Annotated in this window: 20 protein-coding genes, 1 tRNA gene, 1 rRNA gene and 1 pseudogene; 14 read left to right on the top strand and 9 right to left on the bottom strand. The window is 56.3% G+C overall.

From position 1 onward, the window contains the following. Positions 1–22: 22 nt before the first annotated feature. From yhdP to csrD, 7 genes and pseudogenes are all read right to left on the bottom strand, one after another. Positions 23–3,817, bottom strand: coding sequence for an AsmA2 domain-containing protein YhdP (gene yhdP / locus HA43_RS12935; protein WP_094111845.1), 3,795 nt, complete (start codon positions 3,815–3,817; stop codon positions 23–25). 47 nt (positions 3,818–3,864) lie between these two features. Further along, positions 3,865–5,334, bottom strand: coding sequence for a ribonuclease G (gene rng / locus HA43_RS12930; protein WP_071669165.1), 1,470 nt, complete (start codon positions 5,332–5,334; stop codon positions 3,865–3,867). Further along, positions 5,324–5,917 (bottom strand): Maf family protein, encoded by a 594-nt coding sequence (locus tag HA43_RS12925; RefSeq protein ID WP_094111844.1) that lies wholly within the window; start codon positions 5,915–5,917, stop codon positions 5,324–5,326. Before HA43_RS12925 ends, rng begins: the two co-directional genes overlap by 11 nt. An 8-nt stretch (positions 5,918–5,925) precedes the next feature. Beyond that, positions 5,926–6,413, bottom strand: a pseudogene (gene mreD / locus HA43_RS12920) (rod shape-determining protein MreD). Beyond that, a complete protein-coding gene (gene mreC, locus HA43_RS12915) occupies positions 6,410–7,444 on the bottom strand; it encodes a rod shape-determining protein MreC (protein ID WP_094111843.1) in 1,035 nt (344 codons plus the stop codon). The pseudogene mreD and the gene mreC overlap by 4 nt, the downstream one beginning before the upstream one ends. 212 nt (positions 7,445–7,656) lie before the next feature. After that, complete coding sequence (gene mreB / locus HA43_RS12910; protein WP_003855260.1) at positions 7,657–8,700, bottom strand: rod shape-determining protein MreB; 1,044 nt, start codon at positions 8,698–8,700, stop codon at positions 7,657–7,659. A gap of 309 nt (positions 8,701–9,009) precedes the next feature. Further along, positions 9,010–10,956, bottom strand: a complete 1,947-nt coding sequence (gene csrD, locus HA43_RS12905; protein ID WP_094111842.1) for an RNase E specificity factor CsrD — start codon at positions 10,954–10,956, stop codon at positions 9,010–9,012. A 297-nt stretch (positions 10,957–11,253) separates the two neighbouring features. Here csrD and msrP point away from each other — a divergent pair, with 297 nt between their 5' ends. From msrP to HA43_RS12835, 14 genes are all read left to right on the top strand, one after another. Further along, positions 11,254–12,258 carry a protein-methionine-sulfoxide reductase catalytic subunit MsrP gene (gene msrP, locus HA43_RS12900; RefSeq protein ID WP_071669248.1) on the top strand — a complete coding sequence of 335 codons (1,005 nt, stop codon included), beginning with the start codon at positions 11,254–11,256 and terminating at the stop codon, positions 12,256–12,258. After that, positions 12,259–12,861, top strand: coding sequence for a protein-methionine-sulfoxide reductase heme-binding subunit MsrQ (gene msrQ, locus HA43_RS12895; protein WP_094111841.1), 603 nt, complete (start codon positions 12,259–12,261; stop codon positions 12,859–12,861). 232 nt (positions 12,862–13,093) lie between these two features. Beyond that, positions 13,094–13,546, top strand: coding sequence for a type II 3-dehydroquinate dehydratase (gene aroQ, locus HA43_RS12890; protein ID WP_071669162.1), 453 nt, complete (start codon positions 13,094–13,096; stop codon positions 13,544–13,546). A gap of 21 nt (positions 13,547–13,567) precedes the next feature. Next, positions 13,568–14,032 (top strand): acetyl-CoA carboxylase biotin carboxyl carrier protein, encoded by a 465-nt coding sequence (gene accB, locus HA43_RS12885; RefSeq protein ID WP_039380716.1) that lies wholly within the window; start codon positions 13,568–13,570, stop codon positions 14,030–14,032. An 11-nt stretch (positions 14,033–14,043) separates the two neighbouring features. Further along, positions 14,044–15,393 carry an acetyl-CoA carboxylase biotin carboxylase subunit gene (gene accC / locus HA43_RS12880; RefSeq protein WP_071669161.1) on the top strand — a complete coding sequence of 450 codons (1,350 nt, stop codon included), beginning with the start codon at positions 14,044–14,046 and terminating at the stop codon, positions 15,391–15,393. Between the two features lie 71 nt (positions 15,394–15,464). Beyond that, positions 15,465–15,707 carry a YhdT family protein gene (locus HA43_RS12875; protein WP_071669160.1) on the top strand — a complete coding sequence of 81 codons (243 nt, stop codon included), beginning with the start codon at positions 15,465–15,467 and terminating at the stop codon, positions 15,705–15,707. Then, positions 15,697–17,142, top strand: coding sequence for a sodium/pantothenate symporter (panF, locus tag HA43_RS12870; protein WP_094111840.1), 1,446 nt, complete (start codon positions 15,697–15,699; stop codon positions 17,140–17,142). The genes HA43_RS12875 and panF overlap by 11 nt, the downstream gene beginning before the upstream one ends. Positions 17,143–17,153: 11 nt before the next feature. Further along, entirely contained in the window at positions 17,154–18,035 is an 882-nt protein-coding gene (gene prmA, locus HA43_RS12865; RefSeq protein ID WP_094111839.1) for a 50S ribosomal protein L11 methyltransferase, read from the top strand. Positions 18,036–18,406: 371 nt separating this feature from the next. Then, the gene (gene dusB / locus HA43_RS12860) at positions 18,407–19,372 is read left to right on the top strand and encodes a tRNA dihydrouridine synthase DusB (RefSeq protein WP_039380734.1); all 966 of its coding nucleotides are present in this window, start codon (positions 18,407–18,409) and stop codon (positions 19,370–19,372) included. A gap of 24 nt (positions 19,373–19,396) precedes the next feature. Then, positions 19,397–19,693: a DNA-binding transcriptional regulator Fis gene (gene fis, locus HA43_RS12855; RefSeq protein WP_003855228.1), complete on the top strand. Its 297-nt coding sequence runs from the start codon at positions 19,397–19,399 to the stop codon at positions 19,691–19,693. 505 nt (positions 19,694–20,198) lie between these two features. Further along, positions 20,199–21,224 (top strand): amino acid ABC transporter substrate-binding protein, encoded by a 1,026-nt coding sequence (locus tag HA43_RS12850; RefSeq protein WP_094111838.1) that lies wholly within the window; start codon positions 20,199–20,201, stop codon positions 21,222–21,224. A gap of 68 nt (positions 21,225–21,292) precedes the next feature. Then, positions 21,293–22,471: an amino acid ABC transporter permease gene (locus HA43_RS12845; RefSeq protein WP_071669156.1), complete on the top strand. Its 1,179-nt coding sequence runs from the start codon at positions 21,293–21,295 to the stop codon at positions 22,469–22,471. A 14-nt stretch (positions 22,472–22,485) separates the two neighbouring features. Then, on the top strand, positions 22,486–23,586 hold the full coding sequence (locus tag HA43_RS12840) for an amino acid ABC transporter permease (RefSeq protein ID WP_071669155.1): 1,101 nt from the start codon (positions 22,486–22,488) through the stop codon (positions 23,584–23,586). 8 nt (positions 23,587–23,594) lie between these two features. Further along, positions 23,595–24,356, top strand: coding sequence for an amino acid ABC transporter ATP-binding protein (locus HA43_RS12835; protein ID WP_071669154.1), 762 nt, complete (start codon positions 23,595–23,597; stop codon positions 24,354–24,356). Positions 24,357–24,478: 122 nt separating this feature from the next. Here HA43_RS12835 and rrf read toward each other — a convergent pair. Continuing rightward, a 5S ribosomal RNA gene (gene rrf, locus HA43_RS12830) occupies positions 24,479–24,594 on the bottom strand. A 37-nt stretch (positions 24,595–24,631) separates the two neighbouring features. Continuing rightward, a tRNA-Thr gene (locus HA43_RS12825) sits at positions 24,632–24,707 on the bottom strand. Positions 24,708–24,716 lie beyond the last annotated feature (9 nt).

Here is a 24,716-nt window from a genome sequence, read left to right as displayed (position 1 = left end):
CAATTCCCCGACGGCGTCAAATTCACTTGCTGCCGGCGTCGCGCGCTTTGCGCAGCACTTCACTGATTTCCGGTTTATCCAGCGGGCCGCTAATGTGATAGCGCAACAGGGAAATCTTGTTCCAGAGCGGTCCCAGTACCTTGCTGGCGGCAAAAACGGCGGCGCCAACCACCGGATTGATTGCAAACGCCGTTGCCACACCGACCGACGCAGAGATCTCCGGCGCCACAACCGCTTCCATATCAATTTTTCGCTGTACCAGATCGATCCGGCCCTGCATCGCGATATCCGCCTCCAGCCCATCTACCAGCAGGTTATCAGTGCGCATGACGCCATTTTCGATCCAGGCGGTGCCGTTGATTGAATCAAAATAGAAGCCATCGCTGAAGGTATCGCTGAAATCCAGACGCAGCTTGCGCAGCAGCGCATCAAAACTTACCAGACGCAGCAGCTGTCCTGCCCGTCCGGTATTAACGTCGGCAATCTCTCCTTTGCCAAAGTGCGTTTTCAGCGTGCCGCTCAGCGACGCCTCAGCAGGCTGCCAGGGCGCGGCGCGCCAGTGCAGGTCATAATCCACGTTAAACGGCGCATCGCGCAGCGGCGTGTTCATACCGAACCAGTTAGTGGCGTCATTGATATTGCTGCCGCTCAGGCGTCCCTTCAGCGAGGTGCGCGGATTGCCCGGCGAGTTAACCCATTCGCCACTGATGCTGAGCCGGGCGCTGCCGCTGTCCACAATTCCGTTAGTGAGTGCTAACGTCTCTCCGCGCGGCGTCAGCGTCGCAGCCATCTGTCCGAACTTCTGTCCGCGCAGCCAGCACTCATCGCAGTTAAGCTGCAGCGCAGGCCACTGGCTGAAATCGATCCCGCTGTCGCCGCTGAACGGTGATGACGCCTGTTTGCTGCCGGTCTCTTTCCATTGCGGATTGTAATAAAGGTAGTTCAGATTGATGCGCCACGGTGCACGCTGCGCTGTTGTCAGCGTGCCGCGCGCTTCACGACTCTCCAGCTTCAGCTGCGCATCACCGCCCGCGCCCTGTAGCAGAGTGGCGCTGAGATCGTGCCACTGCTGCCCGCCCAGCGTCAGGGCTGGCGTATGCAGCGTGACATCGCCAGGTAAGCCGACCCCGCCCACCTGCGTGGCGCCCTCTCCGCTGCCGCCCGCTCCGGCCAGAACACCGAGCCAGGCTTCCCCATCCAGCGGCGGCAGGTTTAATACCATACCGCGCTGCGCCGGGAGCGCAGGCGTTGCCGTGGTCTGGTTCTGCCAGATGCCGCGTTCGACGCGCAGCTGCGGCTCCAGCAGCCAGCGGCTGTTAAAGCGGTGCATCTCGCCCACGCTGCCGCTGAGCATAAAGCCGTTCAGATCGCCTTTAGCCTTAACCGTCACCGGCAGCGCCTCACCGGCAGATTTGGTCAGCGGCGCAGGTAAGTGACTGCTTACTGCTTTGCCATCGCCTCTGAGATCGACGCTGTAGTTCGCACCTCCGCTATGCGGCAGCGTAATAGCCACATCGCCCTGCCAGGCGAGTGAACCGCTGAGCTGACGCGCTACCGCCGCTGGCATCACGCTGAGACGCGCGGGCTGCCAGTCGCCCAGCAGGTGGACGTTAACGCCAAAATCCTGCGGATTTTCCTGCGTGCTGAAGGTCACGCCCAGCGGCTGACCAAACCAGTTTGCCTGCATCTCTTCGCTTTCAAGGTTGCCGTTGTTATAGCGGAAACGCCCTGTCAGCTGCGTCAGCGTGCTCTTCAGCGGTTTAATATGCAGCGTGTTGTTATTCATCACCACGTTGCCGCTGGCGTGTACCTGTTCGCCATCCAGCGGGATCTCCAGGTTGAGCGTGCTTTTGACATTGCCCCCAACCTGCAGCTGCTGCAGCGCAGCGCCGAGCGACGATTTCAGCGGCGTCTCATTAAAGTAGGCGCCGATATCCGCCCCCTGCCCGCTCAGATCGCCGGCGATCAGCAGTTTCTCTTTAAGATAATCCGGAATAACGGCCGTGACGTTACGCGCTTCGACCTTGCCCAGGCGCGCGTTATCGGCGCGCATCCACAGGCCGTCATTCACAAAATCGAGATCGATATCCAGATCCTGCAGGGCCGGCCAGCCCGGCTGAAAGCGAAACGCGGCATTGCGCAGCGGCACTTTAACTTCAAACATGCCGTCGTTATGCTTAAACGGGAACAGGCGCGGATCGCCGGCGAACAGCAGCGTGGCGTTATCGGTCTCCCCGCCTTTTATCGCTTCGCTCAGGTAGTGCGTCAGGTTATGCCCCATCAGCGGTTCCGGCAGATAGCGCCAGGCATCACCCGCGTCGGTTACGCGGATGCCGGCCAGAATATCGAGCCGTGGTGCAGCGTCACTGTTTTGCTGATAGCGGAAATCTCCGCGCGCCCAGAGCGACCGCGCCTGCACATCAAGCTGATGTCCGGCCAGCGTCAGGCCGTGACGGTCGCGCAGCCAGCTCAGCTGGCCACTCAGCTGATGAATATCCAGCGGCGCCTGGAACATATCACCATAGGGCACTTCAGCCTGCCCCATGCTGAGATAAACCTGACCATTGCTGACGCTGCCGCTGGCGCGCCCGCTGAGATTGCTGATGCCCGGCAGCAGCTTCCAGTTATGCCATGCCAGATCGCGCCACGTCGCCTGCAGTCGCGTCTGTTCCGGCTGCGCCAGTGGAATATCCAGTGCCAGCGTATCGATATAACCGCGCGGCTGCAGCGCACGCCAGGTATCCAGCAGCGTCGGCGAGAGCGGGCCAATCAGCGGCACCAGCGGCGCAAACCGCTGCAGGTCCAGCCGGGTAGCGCGCACGCGGATCTCCGCTGCCGCTTTATCTTCAGGCTGCCACAGCAGCGCAATCCGGCCGGGCGCCCAGGCCACGCCATCGGTGCTGAGCCGGGTCTGCGGTATATTCAGGCTCCAGCCGTCGCGGAAGCGCGCCAGGTGTGCGGTCAGTCCGTCAATCTGCAGCTGATGGTCGCGCTGCTCGCCGCGCCAGCGCGCCCCACCCTGTTTAATCAGCACATCGCCCGCATAGAGTTCGCCATCGCGCAGGCTGGCCCACGCCGCCAGGCTGATACGCGCGCTCTCCAGACTGGTGTTATCACGCAGCCAGCGGCCAATCCAGGGACGCACATCCACATCGTCTGCCTGCATCCAGATGCGACCGTCGTTCAGCAGGCCACGGGTATCCTTTAAATCCAGCCTGACCTGCACCACGCCATGCTGGCCGGTAAAGCTGCTGAGGCTGACCTCGCCTTCAGCGCGATGCCGGCTGGCTTCATTCAGCCAGGTAAGGCGCGGTATTGCCAGCTCGGCATGCTGGCCTGAAGGCGTCAGAAAGCGGATAGTGCTGTCGCGTAAATCGAAGTGATCGAACTGGCGCAGGAAGAGGTTGTTAATCTGAGCAGGCTTGATGCTGGTGGTATCGCTGTCGCGGGTAAACAGTGGCCGCTCCGTCGCCAGACGCAGCTGCCAGAAGGTGAGATCGCGGAACTGCCAGCGCCAGTGCAGCAGCGACTGCCAGACATCCAGCGCAAGAGTGATGCGGCCAATGTGCAGTTCGCCATCCTGCTTCATATCAATGCGCAGATCGCGTACCTGCAACGTCGGGCCAAAATTCTGCCACGTTCCCTGCAGTTCGCTGGCGTCTGCGGTGACGCCGCTGATGCGTGAAACCGTCTGCAGAATGTCGCTGCGATAGCTGTTGAGATGCGGCATCACCAGACGCAGCCCGCTCACCAGCAGCGCCACAATGACAATCACTGTGGCGATCAGCAGTAACAAAATCCCTGGCAACCGCCTCACACATCTCTCCTTGCTGGTCACTGGATAATAACGTCTGGCCGCAGGCCCTACATCATGACGACGTCAAACTGCTCCTGAGTATAGAGCGGTTCAACCTGAACTTTGACCTGTTTGCCGACAAAGATTTCGACTTCGGCCAGCGCATGCGACTCATCTGTTTTCAGCGCTTCGCCTACCGCCGGCGAGACGTAAACCAGAAAGCGGTCGGAGTCATAGGCGTGATGCACGCGTACAATTTCACGCATGATTTCATAGCAGACGGTCTCTACGGTTTTCAGCGAGCCGCGTCCTTTACATACCGGGCAGTCGGCACAGAGCACATGCTCAATGCTTTCACGCGTTCTTTTACGGGTCATCTCCACCAGGCCCAGCGCTGAAAAGCCATGGATCCCGGTTTTGACCCGATCTTTACTCAGCGCACTCTCCAGCGAATGCAGCACGCGACGGCGGTGATCGTCATTACTCATGTCGATAAAGTCGATAATGATAATACCGCCGAGGTTACGTAACCGCAGCTGACGGGCAATAGCCTGCGTCGCTTCGATATTCGTATTAAATATGGTTTCATCCAGGTTGCGGTGGCCAACAAACGCTCCGGTGTTGATATCTACCGTGGTCATCGCCTCCGTCTGATCGATAATCAGGTAGCCACCCGATTTAAGCTCGACCTTGCGCTCCAGCGAACGCTGAATCTCATTTTCTACATCATAGAGATCGAAAATAGGCTGCTTGCCGCTGTAATGCTCTATTTTGCCCGCCATTTCAGGAATATATTCGCTGGTAAATTCCACCAGCAGATCGCAGGTCAGACGCGAATCGACGCGAATGCGATCCAGCGCGGCGCCAGCAAAATCGCGCAGCACACGCTGCGCCAGCGCCAGTTCGCCATAGAGCAGGCAGCGCGTCTGGTTACGCTTTTTGCGCTCGCTGACTTTGGTCCACAGGCGTTTGAGAAACGCCGCATCCTGCGCCAGCTCTTCTGCGCCAATGCCTTCCGCAGCGGTACGAATAATAAAGCCGCCCAGATCGTCACAGTAGGCAGCCACCACCGCTTTCAGCCGTTCGCGCTCCGCCTCACTTTCAATACGCTGTGAAACACCAACGTGTGATGCGCCGGGCATAAAGACCAGATAGCGGGACGGCAGCGTGATATCGGTGGTCAGGCGTGCGCCCTTGGTGCCGAGCGGATCTTTCACTACCTGCACCATCAGATCCTGCCCCTGGCGTACCAGCTCGGCGATGTCGCGTACAACAAAATTTTTCTTTTCATCGCCGGCAACACACTCGGTGTGCGGCATGATGTCGGAGGCGTGCAGAAAGGCGGCTTTATCCATGCCAATATCGACAAAGGCGGCCTGCATACCCGGCAGCACGCGGCTGACCCGGCCTTTGTAGATGTTGCCAACAATGCCGCGTCGCGCTTCGCGCTCAATATGAATTTCCTGCAAAATGCCGCCATCAATATAGGCAACGCGCGTTTCCGAAGGTGTCACATTTACCAGCAGTTCAGCCGTCATTCTGTCCCCTTAATGCACGCAGCGACTGAAAATGGCTCAGCAGCTCTGTGGTTTCCACCAGCGGTAGTCCCACTACGGCGTAGTAGCTGCCATTAATCGTGCGCACGAAATTACCGCCCAGACCCTGAATGCCATAGGCGCCCGCCTTATCCATCGGTTCGCCACTGGCGATATAGTGCGCGATTTCATCAGCGGTCACGTTGCGGAAGGTCACATCGGTAAGCACCAGGCAATCCAGCAGCGTCTCGCTGTCAGCCAGCGCTATCGCGGTCATCACCTGATGCGTCTGTCCGGAGAGCCTTGCCAGCATCTCTGCGGCGTGTTCCGCATCACGCGGTTTTTCCAGTACGTCACCATTCAGCACCACAATCGTGTCCGCGCCCAGCACCGGCAGATCCCGGGGTGCCATAGTGACACCGGCGCGGGCTTTATCCGCCGCCAGTCGGCGAACGTAATGTTCAGCCGCTTCGTCGGGCTGACGCTGCTCTTCAGTATGGGTTAACAGACGCTCAAACTGCAGCCCAAGCTGCGTAAGCAGCTCGCGCCGGCGGGGCGAGCCGGAAGCCAGATACAGGGTAATCATTGTGTTCCTTACTGAACGGCAAACTGCCGGCGGATCTTTCTCATCAATAAGAATAGCCAGGGCCAGAGGATGCCGTCGACCACGCTACTCCAGAAAATTTCTGGCCGGAATGAGACGTCTATGACCAGGAATTCAGCCCAAAAAACAATGACATCTACTGCCAGTGAAAGAACCATAACCATTAACGCCTGCTGCCACAATGCGAGGTTGCGGAACAGCTGGAATTTAAAGGCGACCAGGTAGGCGATGATACTGAAGGCCAGCGCGCGTACGCCCAGCGTGGAGCCGGCAATCAGATCCATAACGGCACCGAGAAAGAATCCGGTGCCGACGTTGACCCGATGCGGCAGCGCCAGCACCCAGTAGATCAGAATAAGCAGCAGCCACGACGCCGGAACATATAGAACTGCTCCGGCCACGGCATGATTTGCAGAATTAATGCCAGCAGAAAAGAGAGCCAGATTACCCACCGTCCCTGACTGCGATATCGGCTCAAGGCTGGCCCCCACGCGTGTTCGCCGGCGTGCTCTGCACATTCCCGCTGGCCGCAGAGGATGGCGGTCCCATCTGCTGACTCTGCTGCATCCCCGCGGGCGCCGGCGGCCCCATTTCACCCGCCGGTGGCAGTACCTGAGGCATCATCTGCATCAGACGCTCGTTCGCTACGCGATGTACCTCATCCGGTGCCATCGGCATATCGCCATTTTTATCTGCTCCCCACAGCAGCAGCAGGTAGCGCAGACGCTGCAGGCCGGCAGTCGGACGCGCCTGAATGACCGTATAGGCGCGCTGGGTATCTACCTTAACTGACGACACGACGCCGACCGGATAACCTTCCGGGAACCGGCCGCCGAGGCCGGATGTCACCAGCACGTCGCCGACGCGAATATCAGTATTGCCTGGCAGATGCTCCAGCTGCAGATCTTCGCTGCAGCCGTTACCGGCAGCAATAACGCGAATATCGTTACGCAGCACCTGAATCGGCAGCGCGTGAGAGGCGTCGCAGATCAGCAGCACGCGGCTGGTCAGCTGGCCAACGGCCACCACCTGCCCGACGACGCCTTTATCGCTGATCACCGGCTGACCTTCGTAAACGCCGTTTACGCTGCCCTTATCGATCACCACCTGATCGGTATAAGGATCGGTGCCGGTTGAGATCACCTGCGTCACCATTTTGTGCTCATCCTGACGCAGCGGCGATCCAAGCAGCTCGCGCAGGCGGGCATTTTCCTGCTTATATTGCCCCAGCATCAGCAGATCGCTGTTTTTCAGGAAAAGCTCGCGGCGCAGCGCTTTGTTCTCCAGCTCCAGCTGCTGACGGGATGCCAGCGTATCCGACACGCCGTCAAGCAGCTGTCGCGGGCCGTTGGCCAGAAAATAAAATGGGCTGACTGACGTGTCCAGATAGTTGCGGATCCGGGAGAAAGTACTTACGCGGCTGTCGGCGATGATAATCGCAATTGCCACGATAACGGCCAGAAAGAGACGCAACTGCAGGGAAGGCCCCCTGCTAAAAATCGGCTTCATAAATTCTGCGAATTCCTCGACATCAGGGAAGAAGCACCAGTCCGCAGACCCGCGCCTCCAGGGCTGGACGCACTATGCCGTCATACGCAGCCGCGCCATTTACCCATGCCTGAACCGCCGCTGCATAATACAACGCTGCGTGCGGTTCAGTTTATGATGAGTATTGTCGCGATTCCCTGCGCAATATGACCATGGTCGCAGCCAGTGAGGAATTACTCCTCGCTGAACAGATCGCCACCATGCATGTCGATCATCTCCAGCGCTTTACCGCCGCCACGCGCTACGCAGGTCAGCGGATCTTCCGCTACCACGACCGGAATACCTGTCTCTTCCATCAGCAGGCGATCCAGATTACGCAGCAGTGCGCCACCGCCGGTCAGCACCATGCCACGCTCTGAAATATCAGAAGCGAGCTCTGGCGGACACTGCTCCAGCGCAACCATAACCGCGCTGACGATGCCGGTCAGCGGCTCCTGCAGCGCTTCAAGAATTTCATTTGAGTTCAGCGTAAAGCCACGCGGCACACCTTCTGCAAGGTTACGGCCGCGCACTTCAATTTCGCGCACTTCGTCGCCCGGATAGGCTGAACCGATTTCGTGCTTGATACGTTCTGCGGTGGCTTCACCAATCAGTGAACCGTAATTGCGGCGCACGTAGTTAATGATAGCTTCATCAAAGCGATCGCCACCGATACGTACAGAAGAGGAGTAGACCACGCCGTTCAGGGAGATCACGGCGACTTCAGTCGTACCGCCACCGATATCCACGACCATAGAACCGGTTGCTTCAGAGACCGGCAGGCCGGCACCGATAGCCGCAGCCATCGGCTCTTCAATCAGGAATACTTCGCGTGCCCCTGCGCCCTGCGCAGATTCACGGATAGCGCGACGCTCAACCTGGGTCGCGCCGACCGGTACACACACCAGTACGCGCGGACTCGGGCGCATAAAGCTGTTGCTGTGTACCTGCTTGATAAAGTGCTGGAGCATTTTTTCAGTCACGAAGAAGTCGGCAATCACGCCATCTTTCATCGGACGAATAGCGGCAATGTTGCCCGGCGTACGGCCAAGCATCTGCTTTGCGTCATGACCAACAGCCGCTACGCTCTTTGGGGAGCCGGCGCGGTCCTGACGGATAGCAACCACTGAAGGCTCGTTCAGCACGATGCCCTGTCCTTTTACATAAATCAGGGTATTCGCAGTACCCAGGTCAATGGACAAGTCATTGGAAAACATGCCGCGAAATTTTTTAAACATACTAAGGGATAATCCTGCAAGCTGGGGGCGGAAAATAAAATCCGCTTACTTTACCAACCACACGAAGCCGCTACAAGGCGCAAAAACGTTCGGCTAAGGTGAAAAAATAGACCATATAATTTTTCCGGCCGGTACTGTTCGCTACTGGCAGCGCCAGATAGCGCTAAACGGCCCTCTTTAACGCAAATTGCCCGGACCTGCGGCGGGGTTATCGACATAAAATTTAACATTTCATGCCTCTGGCTCTGCCCGCTCCCGCTGGTTAACGCCAGAAAAACATCGATTGCCGGGACAAACCCTGCCAGCGCATCAAATGCGGTAACGTTGCGAGTGTTTTTTAACGTTACTGTTAACCGGTAAGGAAGGCGCAAACAGATCGCCCTGCCCGCCCGCTACCCCAAGCGCAGTCAGGGTTTGCCATTCAGCCCGGGTACGCACGCCAGCAGCAAAAACATAGCTGGAGGTGGATTTACACACCTCCAGCAGGCTTTGCACAAAAAGCTGATTCTCTGTGCGGCGGTCAATATTCCGTACCAGCCCCGGATCCAGCTTAATCACATCAACAGGAAGCTGGCGGATATAGGCGCTGCTGACCACCGTCATTCCCGCCTGATCGACTGCGATACGGCAGCCAAACGTGGTGAGCATGTGAAAGACCGGCAGCAAACGATTGATGTGTTGACACACATCCGCCTCGGCAAGTTCAAATAAAAATCGCCGGCGCTGGGATTTATTACACTGCAGCAGCAATTTTTGCAGCCAGCGCTGGAACGGGCGCTGCAGCAGTGAATCGATACTTACCGGCAGCGCCAGCGTCTCATCCGGCCACACTTCTGTCAGCGCGGCGATGCGCGTCACCAGCTGGCGATCCCAGCTGTCGGTCAGCCCCAGCTGCATGACCAGCGGCATAAACTCGGCGGCAACCACTTCTTTATCACCATCAAATATGCGCGCCAGCATCTCACGGTGGTGCACTTTACCATCCAGCAGTACCGCAGGCTTTTGATAAAGACGGGGACCACCGCGATTGAGCGTATTCTCCAGCAGCGTACGCCAGCGCACGCTGCCGCGGCCCATCTCCAGCGGATTACCCTCGCCCACTGACCAGGTGTTGCCTCCCTGCAGCACGGCGCGCCGCGTGGCCAGCTCTACGCTCTCCATCACCTGCAGTGCGCTCTGTCCGCTGCACCAGGCGTTGATGCCGATATGGATTAAATCATCACGATCCACCCTGCGCATCGGCGGCAGCGAGTCCACCGCATTGATAAGCTGCTCGGCGATGCTGTTCGCCTCTTTCAGCGTCCGGTGCGGCAGCAGCACGGCAAAATCGCTGCGAAAATAGCGGGCCAGCAGCGCCCCCGGATAGCGCAGCACAAACGTAGAAAACATATTGATGATATCAAACAGGTACTCTTCGGCCAGCGTCGGACCAATTATCTCATGCAGATTGTCGAAGTCAGGCAGGCGGATCATCATTACCACGCCATGCGTACCGACATCCTCCTGATCTTCCAGCAGCGTCGCCAGCTGGTTATCAAAAAAGAGGCGATTATTGAGACCCGTGCGCGCATCCTGAGCCGCAAACGTGCGGATCAGCGTATCGATTCGCAGACGCTGTTCTCCTGCTTCCTGCAGATCGCTGAGCAGCGTATCCAGCGCGCGGCTGGCTTTAGCCGGCCATTCAGTGGTGCCCGGAACGCGGGCAATGCGCTCGCCGGCAATAATGCGTTCCGCGCGCGCCTCCAGCCGATCCATATTGCGCCAGCGGCGATTAAGCCAGTGGTGCGTCATCGCCAGCAGCGCCGCCATAATGGCAACCACGCTCAGCAGCACCACCAGCGTATAGGCGCCGGTAAAGGAGCGGAACCAGGTTTTTGCCGGATCGAGAACCACGACGCGCAGCTGCATTTCGGGCGCATGCACCAGGGGCAGCTCAAGCTGAATAAACCGGTTAGGCTCATCTTCCAGCATCGGATTCTCATGGCGGGTAAGACGGAATACTTCGCCTTCGTCATTGAGCAGCGTGACCTGCTCAGCGTTAATCACCGGCATCAGCCGCGTTAGCCACTGTTCAACCTCCTGCGGCGACTGAGTCATCAGCGCTTTGTCAACTTCGGTCGCCAGCGTATCGATACGGCTCTCAACGCGCTCCTGCGACAGCCAGATAAAACTAAAAGCGCAGCCTACCAGCATCAGTAACATTGCCAGTAAGCTTAATAATGTAATAAACGCAGAAAACTTCGTTGTTAATCGCATCCCTGTGCCTGTACCACTGCGGTTATAAACGGGCAGCCAGCCTGTGCGTCATTCAGCTGACGCAATCCTGAGCAAAGTACCATAAATAGCTGTCTGAATCAGCGCCAATGCTCCGGCAAGCACGCTGTCGCGCGAGTATAACGGTAAAGTCACGGCGCCTGACTGCCGGGCGGACTTTTTCGTCCTATTCTCAACAGAGGCTGTCTGCCAGGAAATTTCATATTTTCCCCGGCAAAGTGGCATCGCCGATGGGGTTTACGCATCTTAATGATCACTGCTTATCTGCCGGAGAACACCATGAAATTCAAGCACACTCTCACTGAAGCTGATGTTACCCCGGAAAACATCTTTGCGCTGCGCCGGCGTCAGGTGCTGAAGGCGCTGGGGATTGGCGCTGCCGCTGCGACGCTGCCGGGTAGCGCGCGGGCGGACATTCTGAGCTGGTTTAAAGGAAACGATCGACCGCCGGCACCCGCAGGACGCGATTTGACGTTCACCAAACCCGCACAGTGGCAGGCGGATTTACCCCTGACGCCTTACGATAAGGTTGCGGGCTACAACAACTTTTATGAGTTTGGCCTGGATAAGGCCGATCCCGCAGCTAACGCCGGCTCACTAAAGACTGAACCCTGGCAGCTGCGTATTGATGGCGAAGTGGCTAAGCCCATGACGCTGGATATGGATGACATTTTTAAACGCTTTGCCATGGAGCAGCGTATCTACCGTATGCGCTGCGTTGAAGCCTGGTCAATGGTCGTGCCCTGGGTGGGCTTTGAACTCAGTAAGCTGCTGAAGCTGGCTGAACCCACCAGCCGCGCACGCTATGTGGCGTTTCAGACGCTCTACGACCCTGAACAGATGCCAGGTCAGAAAGATCGCTTTATTGGCGGCGGGCTCGACTATCCCTATGTTGAAGGATTGCGGCTGGATGAAGCGATGCATCCGCTGACGCTGCTCAGCACCGGTGTCTACGGCAAAGCCCTGCCGCCGCAGAATGGTGCCCCGATACGCCTGACGGTGCCGTGGAAATATGGATTTAAAGGCATTAAATCGATTGTGAAAATTACGCTGACCGCTGAACAGCCGCCGACCACCTGGAGCCAGATTGCCGCCAGCGAATATGGGTTTTACGCCAATGTGAATCCGCACGTTGACCACCCGCGCTGGTCACAGGCGACAGAGCGTTTTATCGGCGCGGGCGGCCTGCTCAACGTAGAGCGGCAGCCTACGCTGCTGTTTAATGGTTATGCACGTGAGGTTGCGTCACTCTATCGCGGGCTCGATCTGCGGGAGAATTTTTAAATGCGACTGACCCTGCGACAGGTTACCTGGCTCAAAGTGGTGCTGCACCTGGCCGCCCTGCTGCCGCTGATCTATCTGGTGCTTTCGGCTGCTCAGGGCTGGCTGAGTGCCGATCCGGCCAAAGATATTCAGCACTTTACCGGCAGAATGGCGCTGAAGCTGTTGCTGGCAACGCTGCTGGTCACTCCGCTGACGCGCTATCTCAAACAGCCACTGCTGATCCGCACCCGCCGGATGCTGGGTCTCTGGTGCTTTGCCTGGGCCACGCTACATCTGATCAGCTACTGGCTGCTGGAGCTGGGCTTTATGCATCTGCGCCTGCTCGGCAGTGAAATTTTCGCCCGCCCCTATCTGCTGCTGGGTATGATCAGCTGGGTGGTGCTATTTGCGCTGGCGATAACCTCGTTTCAGCGCGCGCAGCGCAAGCTGGGCAGACGCTGGCAAACGCTGCATAACGCTATCTATCTGGTAGCGATCCTCGTTCCCATTCACTATCTCTGGTCAGTCAAAGTCCTGTCACCACAGCCGTGGCTCTATGCGCTGGCAGCCGCGCTGCTGCTGGCGTGGCGCTACAAAAAGTTACGCAAAAGCTTCAGCCGCTGATTTTCCTGAGGTTGTTTTCTCCCCCCGCTTTCTGTTAAAACGTGTGGCCTTCGGGCCGCACCGGATCAACTTCGCAGATAAGACCAGTATTTTGCTGCGAATTGTCCCGAAACGGATATAATGCCCGGCTTTATTGCAAGCAAATCCTTCTTTTTCACTCTCAAGGGTGACAAATGAAGGATGTCGCGGTATTTTACGCGATGCCCTAATGATTGCAGGAGATAGCCGCAAGATGGCGCATAAATTTCACATACTGTTGTTGAACGGTCCCAACCTGAATTTGCTGGGAACGCGCGAGCCTGACAAGTATGGTCACGCCACGCTGGCTGATATCGTCAGCGATCTGGCGCAGCAGGCTGACCAGCACCATGTGAAATTGAGTCATTTGCAATCGAACGCAGAATATCAGCTGATCGATCGTATTCACGCCGCGCGCAGCGATGTGGATTACATCATCATCAATCCGGCTGCGTTCACGCACACCAGCGTTGCGCTGCGTGATGCTTTGCTGGCGGTAAGCATACCTTTTATCGAGGTGCATCTCTCCAACGTGCATGCACGCGAGCCGTTCCGGCACCACTCCTATCTTTCCGATGTATCTGCCGGCGTCATTTGTGGACTTGGCGCGGATGGGTACGCGTGGGCTTTACAAACGGCGATAAAACGCCTGTCACATTCCAATTAAACAGAGTACGGAACCACACTCATGGATATTCGTAAAATTAAGAAACTGATCGAACTGGTTGAAGAGTCCGGCATTGCTGAGCTGGAAATCTCTGAAGGCGAAGAGTCAGTTCGCATCAGCCGTTCACCTGCCAATGTCGGTTATCCTATGATGCAGCAGGCTTATGCTGCACCTGCTCCGCAGCCTGCACTGGCCGCTGCCGTTGCGCCGGTTGCTGCCGCTCCGGTTGAAGCCGCTAAGCCTGAAGTCAGCGGTCACATTGTCCGTTCACCGATGGTCGGCACCTTCTACCGCACCCCAAGCCCGGACGCAAAAGCGTTTGTGGAAGTGGGTCAGAAAGTGAACGCTGGCGATACCCTGTGCATCGTTGAAGCGATGAAAATGATGAACCAGATCGAAGCCGATAAATCCGGCGTTGTGAAGGCGATCCTGGTAGAAAGCGGCCAGCCGGTTGAATTTGACGAGCCGCTGGTCGTCATCGAATAACGAGGCGAAGCATGCTGGATAAAATTGTCATTGCTAACCGTGGTGAAATCGCGCTGCGCATTCTGCGTGCCTGCAAAGAGCTGGGCATCAAAACCGTAGCGGTTCACTCCACGGCAGATCGCGACCTCAAGCACGTGCTGCTGGCAGATGAAACTGTCTGCATCGGCCCGGCGCAGTCGGTCAAAAGTTACCTGAATATTCCGGCTCTGATCTCTGCCGCTGAAATTACCGGCGCAGTTGCGATCCATCCGGGATACGGCTTTCTGTCTGAGAACGCTGATTTTGCTGAGCAGGTTGAACGTTCAGGCTTTATCTTTGTGGGTCCGAAAGCGGATACGATCCGCCTGATGGGCGACAAAGTTTCTGCTATTACCGCGATGAAAAAAGCGGGCGTACCGACCGTTCCGGGTTCAGATGGCTCACTGACTGATGATATGGATAAGAACCGCGCTATCGCGAAGCGTATCGGTTATCCGGTTATCATCAAAGCCTCTGGCGGCGGCGGCGGACGCGGTATGCGCGTTGTACGCCATGAAAAAGATCTTGAGCAATCCATCGGCATGACGAAAGCGGAAGCCAAAGCGGCTTTCAATAACGACATGGTCTACATGGAAAAATTCCTCGAGAACCCGCGCCATATCGAAATTCAGGTGCTGGCCGATGGCCAGGGCAACGCCATCTATCTGGCGGAGCGCGACTGCTCCATGCAGCGTCGCCACCAGAAAGTGGTGGAAGAAGCACCTGCGCCAGGCATCACGCCGGAACTGCGTCGCTTCATCGGCGAGCGCTGCTCTAACGCCTGCGTGGAAATTGGCTATCGTGGAGCCGGTACTTTTGAGTTCCTGTATGAAAACGGCGAGTTCTACTTTATTGAGATGAACACCCGTATTCAGGTTGAACATCCGGTTACCGAAATGATCACCGGCGTTGACCTTATCAAAGAGCAGCTGCGTATTGCTGCCGGTCAGCCGCTGTCGATCAAACAGGAAGATGTGGTCGTACGTGGTCATGCGGTGGAATGCCGTATCAACGCCGAAGATCCTAATACCTTCCTGCCAAGCCCGGGTAAAATTACGCGTTTCCACGCGCCGGGTGGCTTTGGTGTACGCTGGGAATCGCACATTTACGCTGGCTACACCGTGCCGCCGTACTACGATTCCATGATTGGCAAACTCATTACTTACGGCGAAACCCGTGAAGTGGCGATCGCCCGCATGAAAAATGCACTGGCTGAGCTGATCATCGACGGCATCAAAACCAACGTCGAGCTGCAGATGAAAATCATGTCCGACGAAAACTTCCAGCAGGGTGGCACCAACATCCACTATCTGGAGAAAAAACTCGGCCTGCACGAAAAGTAATCGCAGCGCAGAGCACGACAGAGGCCGGTTAATCCGGCCTTTTTTATTGTTATCGCCTGTGAGGTTATCTGATGGATGGGCGTTTTCTACAAGCGAACAAAGAGGCGCGCTGGTCGCTGGGCCTCGCTCTCGCATATCTGCTGGTGTGGGCCCTGTCTGCCTGGCTCGGCGGGACGCAAAGCGGAATATCTGGCCTGCCCCGCTGGTTCGAACTCTCCTGCATATTTGCACCGCTATTGTTTACCGGACTCTGTGCGCTGATGGTCCGCGTCATTTTCCGTGATATGTCACTGGAGGACCGTGATGGAGAGTGAGATCCTTCTGCCGCTGCTGGCTTACCTGGTTCTGATCGCCGTGCTATCGGTAATCGCCATGCGCAAACAGCGCCAGGGCAGTTTTCTGACCGAATATTTTCTCGGCAGCCGCTCCATGGGCGGGTTTGTGCTGGCCATGACGCTGACCACAACCTATATCAGCGCCAGCTCATTTATAGGGGGGCCCGGTGCCGCCTATAAATATGGTCTGGGCTGGGTACTGCTGGCGATGATTCAGGTGCCTGCCGTCTGGCTATCACTGGGCGTGCTCGGCAAGAAATTTGCCATTCTGGCCCGGCGCTATAACGCAGTAACGCTCAACGATATGCTTTATGGTCGCTATCGCAGCCCGCTGCTGATCTGGCTGGCCAGTATCAGCCTGCTGGTGGCATTTATCGGTGCCATGACCGTGCAGTTTATCGGCGGCGCTCGCCTGCTGGAAACGGCGGCGGGCATTCCTTACGATACGGGCCTGCTGATTTTTGGCGGAACTATCGCCCTTTATACGGCTTTCGGGGGCTTTCGCGCCAGCGTGCTGAACGATGCGATGCAGGGGCTGGTAATGCTGGCTGGCACGTTTCTGCTGCTGTTTGCTGTTATTCATCATGCCGGCGGGCTGAGTCACGCGGTCAGCACGCTGCGCGCTATCGATCCGCAACTGGTGTCGCCGGAAGGGGCAGACAATGTGATTACACCTGCCTTCCTCAGCTCATTCGCCGTACTGGTCTGCTTTGGCGTTATCGGTTTGCCACATACCGCCGTACGCTGCATCTCTTACAAAGACAGCAAGGCGATGCATCGCGGGATCATTCTCGGCACCATCGTGGTGGTGATACTGATGCTGGGGATGCATCTGGCTGGCGCGCTGGGACGTGCGGTATTGCCTGACCTGACCATACCTGACCAGGTGATCCCGACGCTGATGATTACCGTACTGCCGCCGATGGCAGCCGGCATTTTTCTTGCCGCGCCGATGGCGGCCATTATGTCGACCATTAACGCGCAGCTCCTGCAGGCATCCGCTACGCTGATCAAAGATCTCTATCTGCGTCTTGCGCCCCGGCAGAGTGAAAATGAAGCGCGGCTGCGCATGCTCTCCGGCACGATTACTTTTGTGCTGGGCATCCTGCTGCTGCTGGCGGCCTGGAATCCGCCGGATATGATCATCTGGCTTAATCTGCTGGCGTTTGGCGGGCTGGAAGCGGTCTTTCTGTGGCCGCTGGTGCTGGGTCTCTACTGGGAGCGCGCCAATGCTGCCGGAGCCATCAGCGGTATGATCGCCGGCGCCGTAAGCTATACGCTGCTCGCCAGCCTGAATATTGAGTGGTGGGGACTCCACCCTATTGTTCCCTCGCTAACCCTGAGCCTGCTCGCTTTTCTGGCAGGTAACCTGTTTGGCAGCGCGTCTGCGACGCACGACGCTGCACTGAAATAAAGAGAAACACTATGCCATGGATTCAAATCAAGATTAACAGCACCGGAGAACAGGCTGAGCCGCTGAGCGATGCTCTGATGGAAGTGGGTGCCGTCTCGGTGACGTTTCAGGACACGCACGACAATCCGGTGTATGAACCCCTCCCGGGTGAAACCCGACTGTGGGGTGATACTGATGTCATTGGCCTGTTTGACGCCGAAAGTGATATGGATGAGGTGGTAGCCGCACTGCGTCTGCAGCCGGTGCCGGGATCGACCTTTCACTACAAGATCGAGCAGATCGAAGATAAAGACTGGGAGCGCGAGTGGATGGACAACTTCCATCCGATGCGCTTTGGTGAACGCCTGTGGATCTGTCCAAGCTGGCGGGATGTTCCCGATCCGGACGCGGTCAACGTCATGCTCGATCCCGGCCTGGCCTTCGGCACCGGAACTCACCCTACCACGTCACTCTGCCTGAGCTGGCTGGATGGTCTCGATCTGCAGGGCAAAACGGTGATCGACTTTGGCTGCGGCTCCGGCATTCTGGCTATCGCCGCGCTCAAGCTGGGTGCCGCACAGGCGATCGGAATCGATATCGATCCGCAGGCCATTCAGGCGAGCCGTGATAATGCTGAACGCAACGGCGTGGCAGATCGCCTGTCGCTCTACTTGCCACATCAGCAGCCTGAAAACCTGCAGGCTGACGTGGTGGTCGCCAACATTCTGGCGGGCCCGCTGCGCGAACTGGCACCGCTGATTGGCGTTCTGCCAAAAGCAGGCGGCGACCTTGGCCTCTCTGGCGTACTGGCCAGTCAGGCAGAAAGCGTCTGTGAAGCTTATGCTGAGCGCTTCGCGCTTGATCCGGTCGCGGAGAAAGAAGAGTGGTGCCGTATTACCGGACGCCTGCGTTAGTTTTTACCCCAGGTCTGCAAGCGCAAGCCTGGGGTTTCTTCGGAACAGATAGCATGCACCACCGGCACTGTCTTCGGACAGAATAATTTTGTATTAAATTTGCGCAAATAGCCGTTAATTCTGTGGTTAATTCGTTAAAATCGCGGCTTTTATATCGCACTTTGCGGTCTGAATTCAGAAAAATGTTTGTTCACAATTTCGCCTTAAATATTTAACCTAATGATTTTAAAAGACTATTACGAGAGGCGGGTTGATGGCAGCGCAGACGCTTTAATGTTAAGAGGCTGTTGTTCAAAGTTTGGCCTTTCATCTTCCGGAAAAAATGCGTAATATACGCCGCCTTGCGAACAGTTAGGGTCACTTCTTTTTTCATGCGCATTGGACACCACCAGCTACGTAATCGCCTCATTGCTGCGCCTATGGCCGGAGTAACCGACAAGCCATTTCGCACACTCTGTTACGAGAACGGCGCCGGTATGACTGTCTCCGAGATGCTGTCATCTAACCCGGAAGTCTGGGCCAGTGACAAATCCCGGCTGCGTATGGTGCATAGTGACGAGCCCGGCATTCGTGCCGTGCAAATTGCTGGCTGCGATCCCGATGAGATGGCTGCCGCCGCGCGAATTAACGTTGCGTCTGGCGCGCAGGTTATCGATATCAATATGGGTTGTCCGGCTAAAAAAGTGAATCGTAAGATGGCTGGCTCCGCGCTGCTGCAGCATCCGCAACTGGTAGAATCGATTCTCCGTGCGGTCGTTAATGCAGTAGACGTACCGGTTACGCTGAAGATTCGCACCGGCTGGGACAAAGAAAATCGTAATTGTACAGAGATTGCCCAATTGGCTGAACGTTGTGGCATTCAGGCTCTCACCATTCATGGACGCACCCGCGCCTGTTTGTTTGAGGGGCAGGCTGAATACGACAGCATTCGGACAGTTAAGCAGAGCGTTTCCATTCCGATTATCGCGAATGGGGACATAACTGACCCGCATAAAGCCAGGGCAGTGCTCGACTACACCGGGGCAGATGCTCTGATGGTAGGACGTGCTGCTCAGGGAAGACCGTGGATCTTCCGGGAAATCCAGCATTATCTGGACACAGGGGAGCTGCTTGCACCAAAGCCGCTGGCAGAGGTGAAGCAAATGCTGATTGGACATATACGGGAGCTGCACGACTTTTACGGTCAGCGCAAGGGATACCGTATTGCCCGAAAACACGTTTCCTGGTATTTGCAGGAAAGTGCCCCTGACGACCAGTTTCGGCGCACATTCAACGCCATTGAGGATGCCAGCGAACAGCTGGAGGCGTTGGAGGCATACTTCGAAAATCTTGCGTAAACGAAATAAAGAGCTGAAAGAACTATGTTCGAACAACGCGTAAATTCTGACGTACTGACCGTTTCTACCGTTAACTCACAGGATCAGGTGACCCAAAAGCCACTGCGTGATTCGGTTAAACAGGCACTGAAGAACTATTTTGCTCAACTGAATGGTCAGGATGTTAGTGATCTGTATGAGCTGGTACTGGCTGAAGTTGAGCAGCCTCTGTTGGACATGGTAATGCAGTATACCCGTGGCAACCAGACCCGTGCAGCCCTGATGATGGGTATCAACCGTGGTACTCTGCGTAAGAAGCTGAAAAAATACGGCATGAACTAATTGTTCGTTGCTGCGATAACGCCAGCCTCCGGGCTGGCGTTTTTGTTTCTGTTGCCGCTTCCGTCTGTCACCCTGCATGAAACAGTTACCGCCTGAATGGTAACTATCGTTGCAATCTCCTGCGTCATTTTTCCTGCTCCCTCTCCTGCGTAAATCTGCGGGCTGTTCACACGTGCCTGCCACTATCCCCGGTCACTGCTGCGTTTACCCATAGCGGCATTAACTGGTCCGGCTAATGAGCGGTAGCTCACACTGCGCTCCAATAGTGAAACTATTTGCACTATTTGTGATCGCGGCGACTCGTCATGCCGCCTTTTGGTGCGCGATAGTAACCGCACGTTACTTCCTGCCCTTTTCTGACGCTCTTTCCTGAAGAATTCAGCTTGCTGCAAACCTGGCATCAGCTTTGCAACAGGCTGGATGGCTGATTGCCACCGACAGACAGCAGTGCACTACAAAGTGCGCACCACAATAACAACAGACGAACCGCCACACAGGATGCTTTATGAAAAAGATGATGCTCTCCACCCTGATTGCCGCTGCCACGCTGCTGACCGTGACTCAGCAGGCGCATGCAGGCGCCACTCTGGACGCAATTAAAAAGAAAGGTTTTGTGCAGTGTGGGATCAGTGATGGACTGCCTGGTTTCTCATACGCAGATGCCAGCGGCAAATTCACGGGTATTGATGTGGATGTCTGCCGTGCCGCCGCCGCCGCCGTGTTTGGCGATGCCGGCAAAGTTAAATATACCCCGCTGACGGCTAAAGAGCGCTTCACTGCGCTGCAGTCGGGCGAAGTGGATATCCTGTCGCGTAATACTACCTGGACCTCTTCGCGCGATGGCGGCATGGGCTTTCTGTTTGCCGGCGTAAACTACTATGACGGCATCGGCTTTCTGACGCATAAGAAAGCGGGACTGAAAAGTGCCAAAGAGCTGGATGGCGCAACGGTCTGTATTCAGGCGGGTACCGATACCGAACTCAATGTCGCCGACTATTTCAAAGCGAATAAAATGCAGTACACCCCGGTCACCTTTGACCGCTCCGATGAGTCAGCCAAAGCACTTGATAGCGGCCGCTGCGATACGCTCTCCTCCGATCAATCCCAGCTCTATGCGCTGCGTATCAAGCTGGGCAAGCCTGACGAATTTATCGTACTGCCGGAAGTGATCTCCAAAGAGCCGCTCGGGCCGCTGGTACGTCGCGGTGACGACGACTGGTTTACGATTGTTAAGTGGTCGCTGTTTGCCATGCTGAATGCCGAAGAGATGGGCATCAGCTCAAAGAACGTCGATCAGATGGCAGCAAAACCGACCACGCCTGACATGGCGCATCTGCTGGGTGCAGAAGGCGACTTTGGTAAAGACCTGAAACTTGATAACAAGTGGGCCTATAACATCATCAAGCAGGTGGGCAACTATCAGGAAATTTTTGACCGCAACGTCGGTAAAGATAGCGCGCTGAAAATCGCACGCGGACAGAATGCGCTCTGGAATCAGGGCGGTATTCAGTACGCACCGCCGGTGCGCTGATTTACTGCTGTGCCAGTCGGGCACCGCGTCCTGCGGTGCCCACGCGTATCTATCATTGAGGTTTCAACATGTCGCAACGCCCAACCGTGAAAAGGGATTTTTCATTCGGTAACCCTGCGGTTCGCGCCTGGCTTTACCAGTTTGTCGCGATTATTGCGGTAGTGGCCGTGGTGGGATATTTAATCCACAACACCATTATCAATCTGGCTAACCGCGGCATTACGTCAGGTTTTGGCTTTCTGGAGCGCAGTGCCGGTTTTGGTATTGTTCAGCATCTGATTGACTACACCGAAGGAGACACCTACGCCCGGGTCTTTATGGTCGGGCTGACCAATACCCTGCTGGTCTCCGCGCTTTGCATCGTCTTTGCATCCCTGCTTGGCTTTGCGGTAGGCCTGGCGCGCCTGTCCGATAACTGGCTGCTGCGTAAGCTCTCTGCCATTTATATTGAGACGTTCCGTAATATTCCGCCGCTGCTGCAGATTTTCTTCTGGTACTTTGCCGTACTGCGTAATCTGCCCGGCCCGCGTCAGGCACTGAACGCCTTTGACCTCGCCTTTGTCAGTAATCGTGGCCTGTATATTCCATGGCCACAGTATGCGCCCGGTACACTGCCATTTCTGGTTGCGCTGGCATTAAGCATTATCGCCAGCCTGGCGCTGTTTCGCTTTAATCGCAAACATCAGCTGAAAACCGGTCAGCTGCGTCGTACCTGGCCCGCTGCAGCCGGGCTCATTGTGCTGCTGCCGCTGATTGCCCATACCCTGTTCGGCGCGGGCGTGCACTGGGATGTGCCTGAGCTACGCGGATTCAATTTCCGCGGTGGCTTTGTGATGATCCCGGAGCTGGCGGCGCTGACGGTGGCGCTCTCTATTTATACCTCTTCATTTATTGCTGAGGTGATCCGCGCCGGTATTCAGTCAGTACCACATGGCCAGAGTGAAGCAGCGCGCTCGCTGGGACTGCCGAATCCCGTGACGCTACGTCAGGTCATTATTCCTCAGGCGATGCGCGTCATTATTCCTCCGCTGACCAGTCAGTATTTAAACGTAGTCAAAAACTCGTCGCTGGCCGCCGCTATCGGCTACCCCGATATGGTGTCGCTTTTTGCCGGTACGGTGCTTAATCAGACCGGCCAGGCAATAGAAACCATTGCGATTACCATGGCGGTTTATCTCATCATCAGCCTGACCATTTCCCTGCTGATGAACCTCTATAACCGCAAAATTGCGCTGGTTGAGCGTTAAGAGAACGAAACACTATGTCTGTGACAACGCATGAAACGCCGCCGGTAAGCAGTAATCTGCTGCAGAAGAGCTGGAGCTGGGCGCGCAAAAATCTCTTTTCCGGCTGGCTGAATACCCTGCTTACGCTGGTCAGTCTGTGGCTCATCTGGAGTGTTATTCCACCGGCACTGAACTGGCTGATATTTCAGGCAAACTGGCTGGGTGAAACCCGTGCTGACTGCACTAAAGCGGGGGCCTGCTGGGTGTTTATCCATGCGCGCTTTGGTCAGTTTATGTATGGACTCTATCCGCACGAACTGCGCTGGCGAATCAACCTGGCTCTGGTTATCGGTTTACTGTCAGTCATTCCGCTCTTTATCCGCGCCATGCCGCGCCGTGGCCGCTATCTGGCCTGCTGGGCGGTGCTCTATCCGATCGCGGTGTGGCTACTGCTTTATGGCGGCTATTTTGGTCTGGAGCGGGTGGAAACCCGTCAGTGGGGCGGCCTGACGCTGACGCTGATTATCGCATCCGTTGGTATCGCCGGCGCATTACCGCTGGGTATTCTGCTGGCACTGGGCCGGCGCTCAAACCTGCCGGTGGTGCGTACGCTATCCGTTATTTTTATTGAGTTCTGGCGTGGCGTACCGCTGATCACCGTGCTGTTTATGTCCTCTGTCATGCTGCCGCTGTTTATGGCGGAAGGCACGACTATCGACAAACTGGTTCGGGCGCTGGTTGGCGTGATTCTGTTTCAGTCCGCCTATGTGGCGGAAGTGGTGCGCGGCGGTCTGCAGGCGCTGCCAAAAGGCCAGTATGAAGCGGCTGAATCGCTGGCGCTGGGATACTGGCGGACGCAGGCGCTGGTGATCCTGCCGCAGGCGCTTAAGCTCACCATTCCCGGGCTGGTGAATACCATTATCGCACTCTTCAAAGATACCAGTCTGGTGATCATTATTGGCCTGTTTGATCTGTTCAGCAGCGTGCAGCAGGCCACGGTCGATCCTGCATGGCTGGGCATGTCCACAGAAGGCTATGTCTTTGCTGCACTGGTCTACTGGATTTTCTGTTTTAGCATGTCGCGCTATAGCCAGTATCTGGAGAAGCGTTTTCACACCGGGCGTAAAGCGCACTGAGGTTTACTATGACATCCACAATAACGACGGCGGCTAACGCTATGATGATTACGCTCGAAAACGTGAACAAGTGGTACGGACAGTTTCACGTGCTTAAGGATATTAATCTGCAGGTTAAACCGCGTGAGCGCATTGTACTCTGCGGCCCGTCAGGCTCAGGAAAATCGACCACTATTCGCTGTATCAACCATCTGGAAGAGCATCAGCAGGGACGTATCGTCGTGGACGGTATTCATCTTAACGATGACGTGCGTAACATCGAACGGGTACGCACCGAAGTCGGCATGGTGTTTCAGCACTTTAATCTGTTCCCGCATCTTACCGTTCTGCAGAACTGCACGCTGGCCCCTGTCTGGGTGAGAAAGATGCCGAAGAAGGAGGCGGAAGCGCTGGCGATGCACTACCTTGAGCGGGTGCGCATCGCCGAACATGCACATAAGTTTCCGGGACAGCTCTCTGGTGGTCAGCAGCAACGTGTGGCGATAGCCCGTTCGCTCTGTATGAAACCCAAAATTATGCTGTTTGACGAGCCGACTTCAGCCCTTGATCCTGAGATGGTAAAAGAGGTGCTGGATACCATGATTGGCCTGGCAGAAGATGGCATGACCATGCTGTGTGTGACGCATGAAATGGGATTTGCACGTACGGTGGCTGATCGGGTGATCTTTATGGATCGGGGAGAGATCGTAGAGATGGCGCCGCCAGAGGAGTTCTTCGCTAATCCACGCTCAGAGCGTACCCGCGCGTTTCTGTCGCAGGTTATTCACTGATCTCAGCGCCCTTAGCTCTGCCCCTGCCATGCAGCAGGGGCTTTTTTATGGCTTCGCGTTTTTATCCTGTCAGGCAAAAACAAAAAAGCCCTGAACTTTCGTTCAGGGCTTCTGTGTTTGGTGCCTGGCAGTTCCCTACTCTCGCATGGGGAGACCCCACACTACCATCGGCGCTACGGTGTTTCACTTCTGAGTTCGGCATGGGGTCAGGTGGGACCACCGCGCTAGTGCCGCCAGGCAAATTCTTTTACCCGAACTCATGCTTTTTTTAAAACTGGTGCTGATACCCAGAGTCGAACTGGGGACCTCACCCTTACCAAGGGTGCGCTCTACCAACTGAGCCATATCAGCACGCTTTAA

It is taken from the genome of Pantoea eucrina (assembly GCF_002095385.1).
In the GTDB taxonomy this organism is placed as follows: Bacteria; Pseudomonadota; Gammaproteobacteria; order Enterobacterales; family Enterobacteriaceae; genus Pantoea; species Pantoea eucrina.
This window is presented reverse-complemented; position numbering and strand designations above follow the sequence as displayed.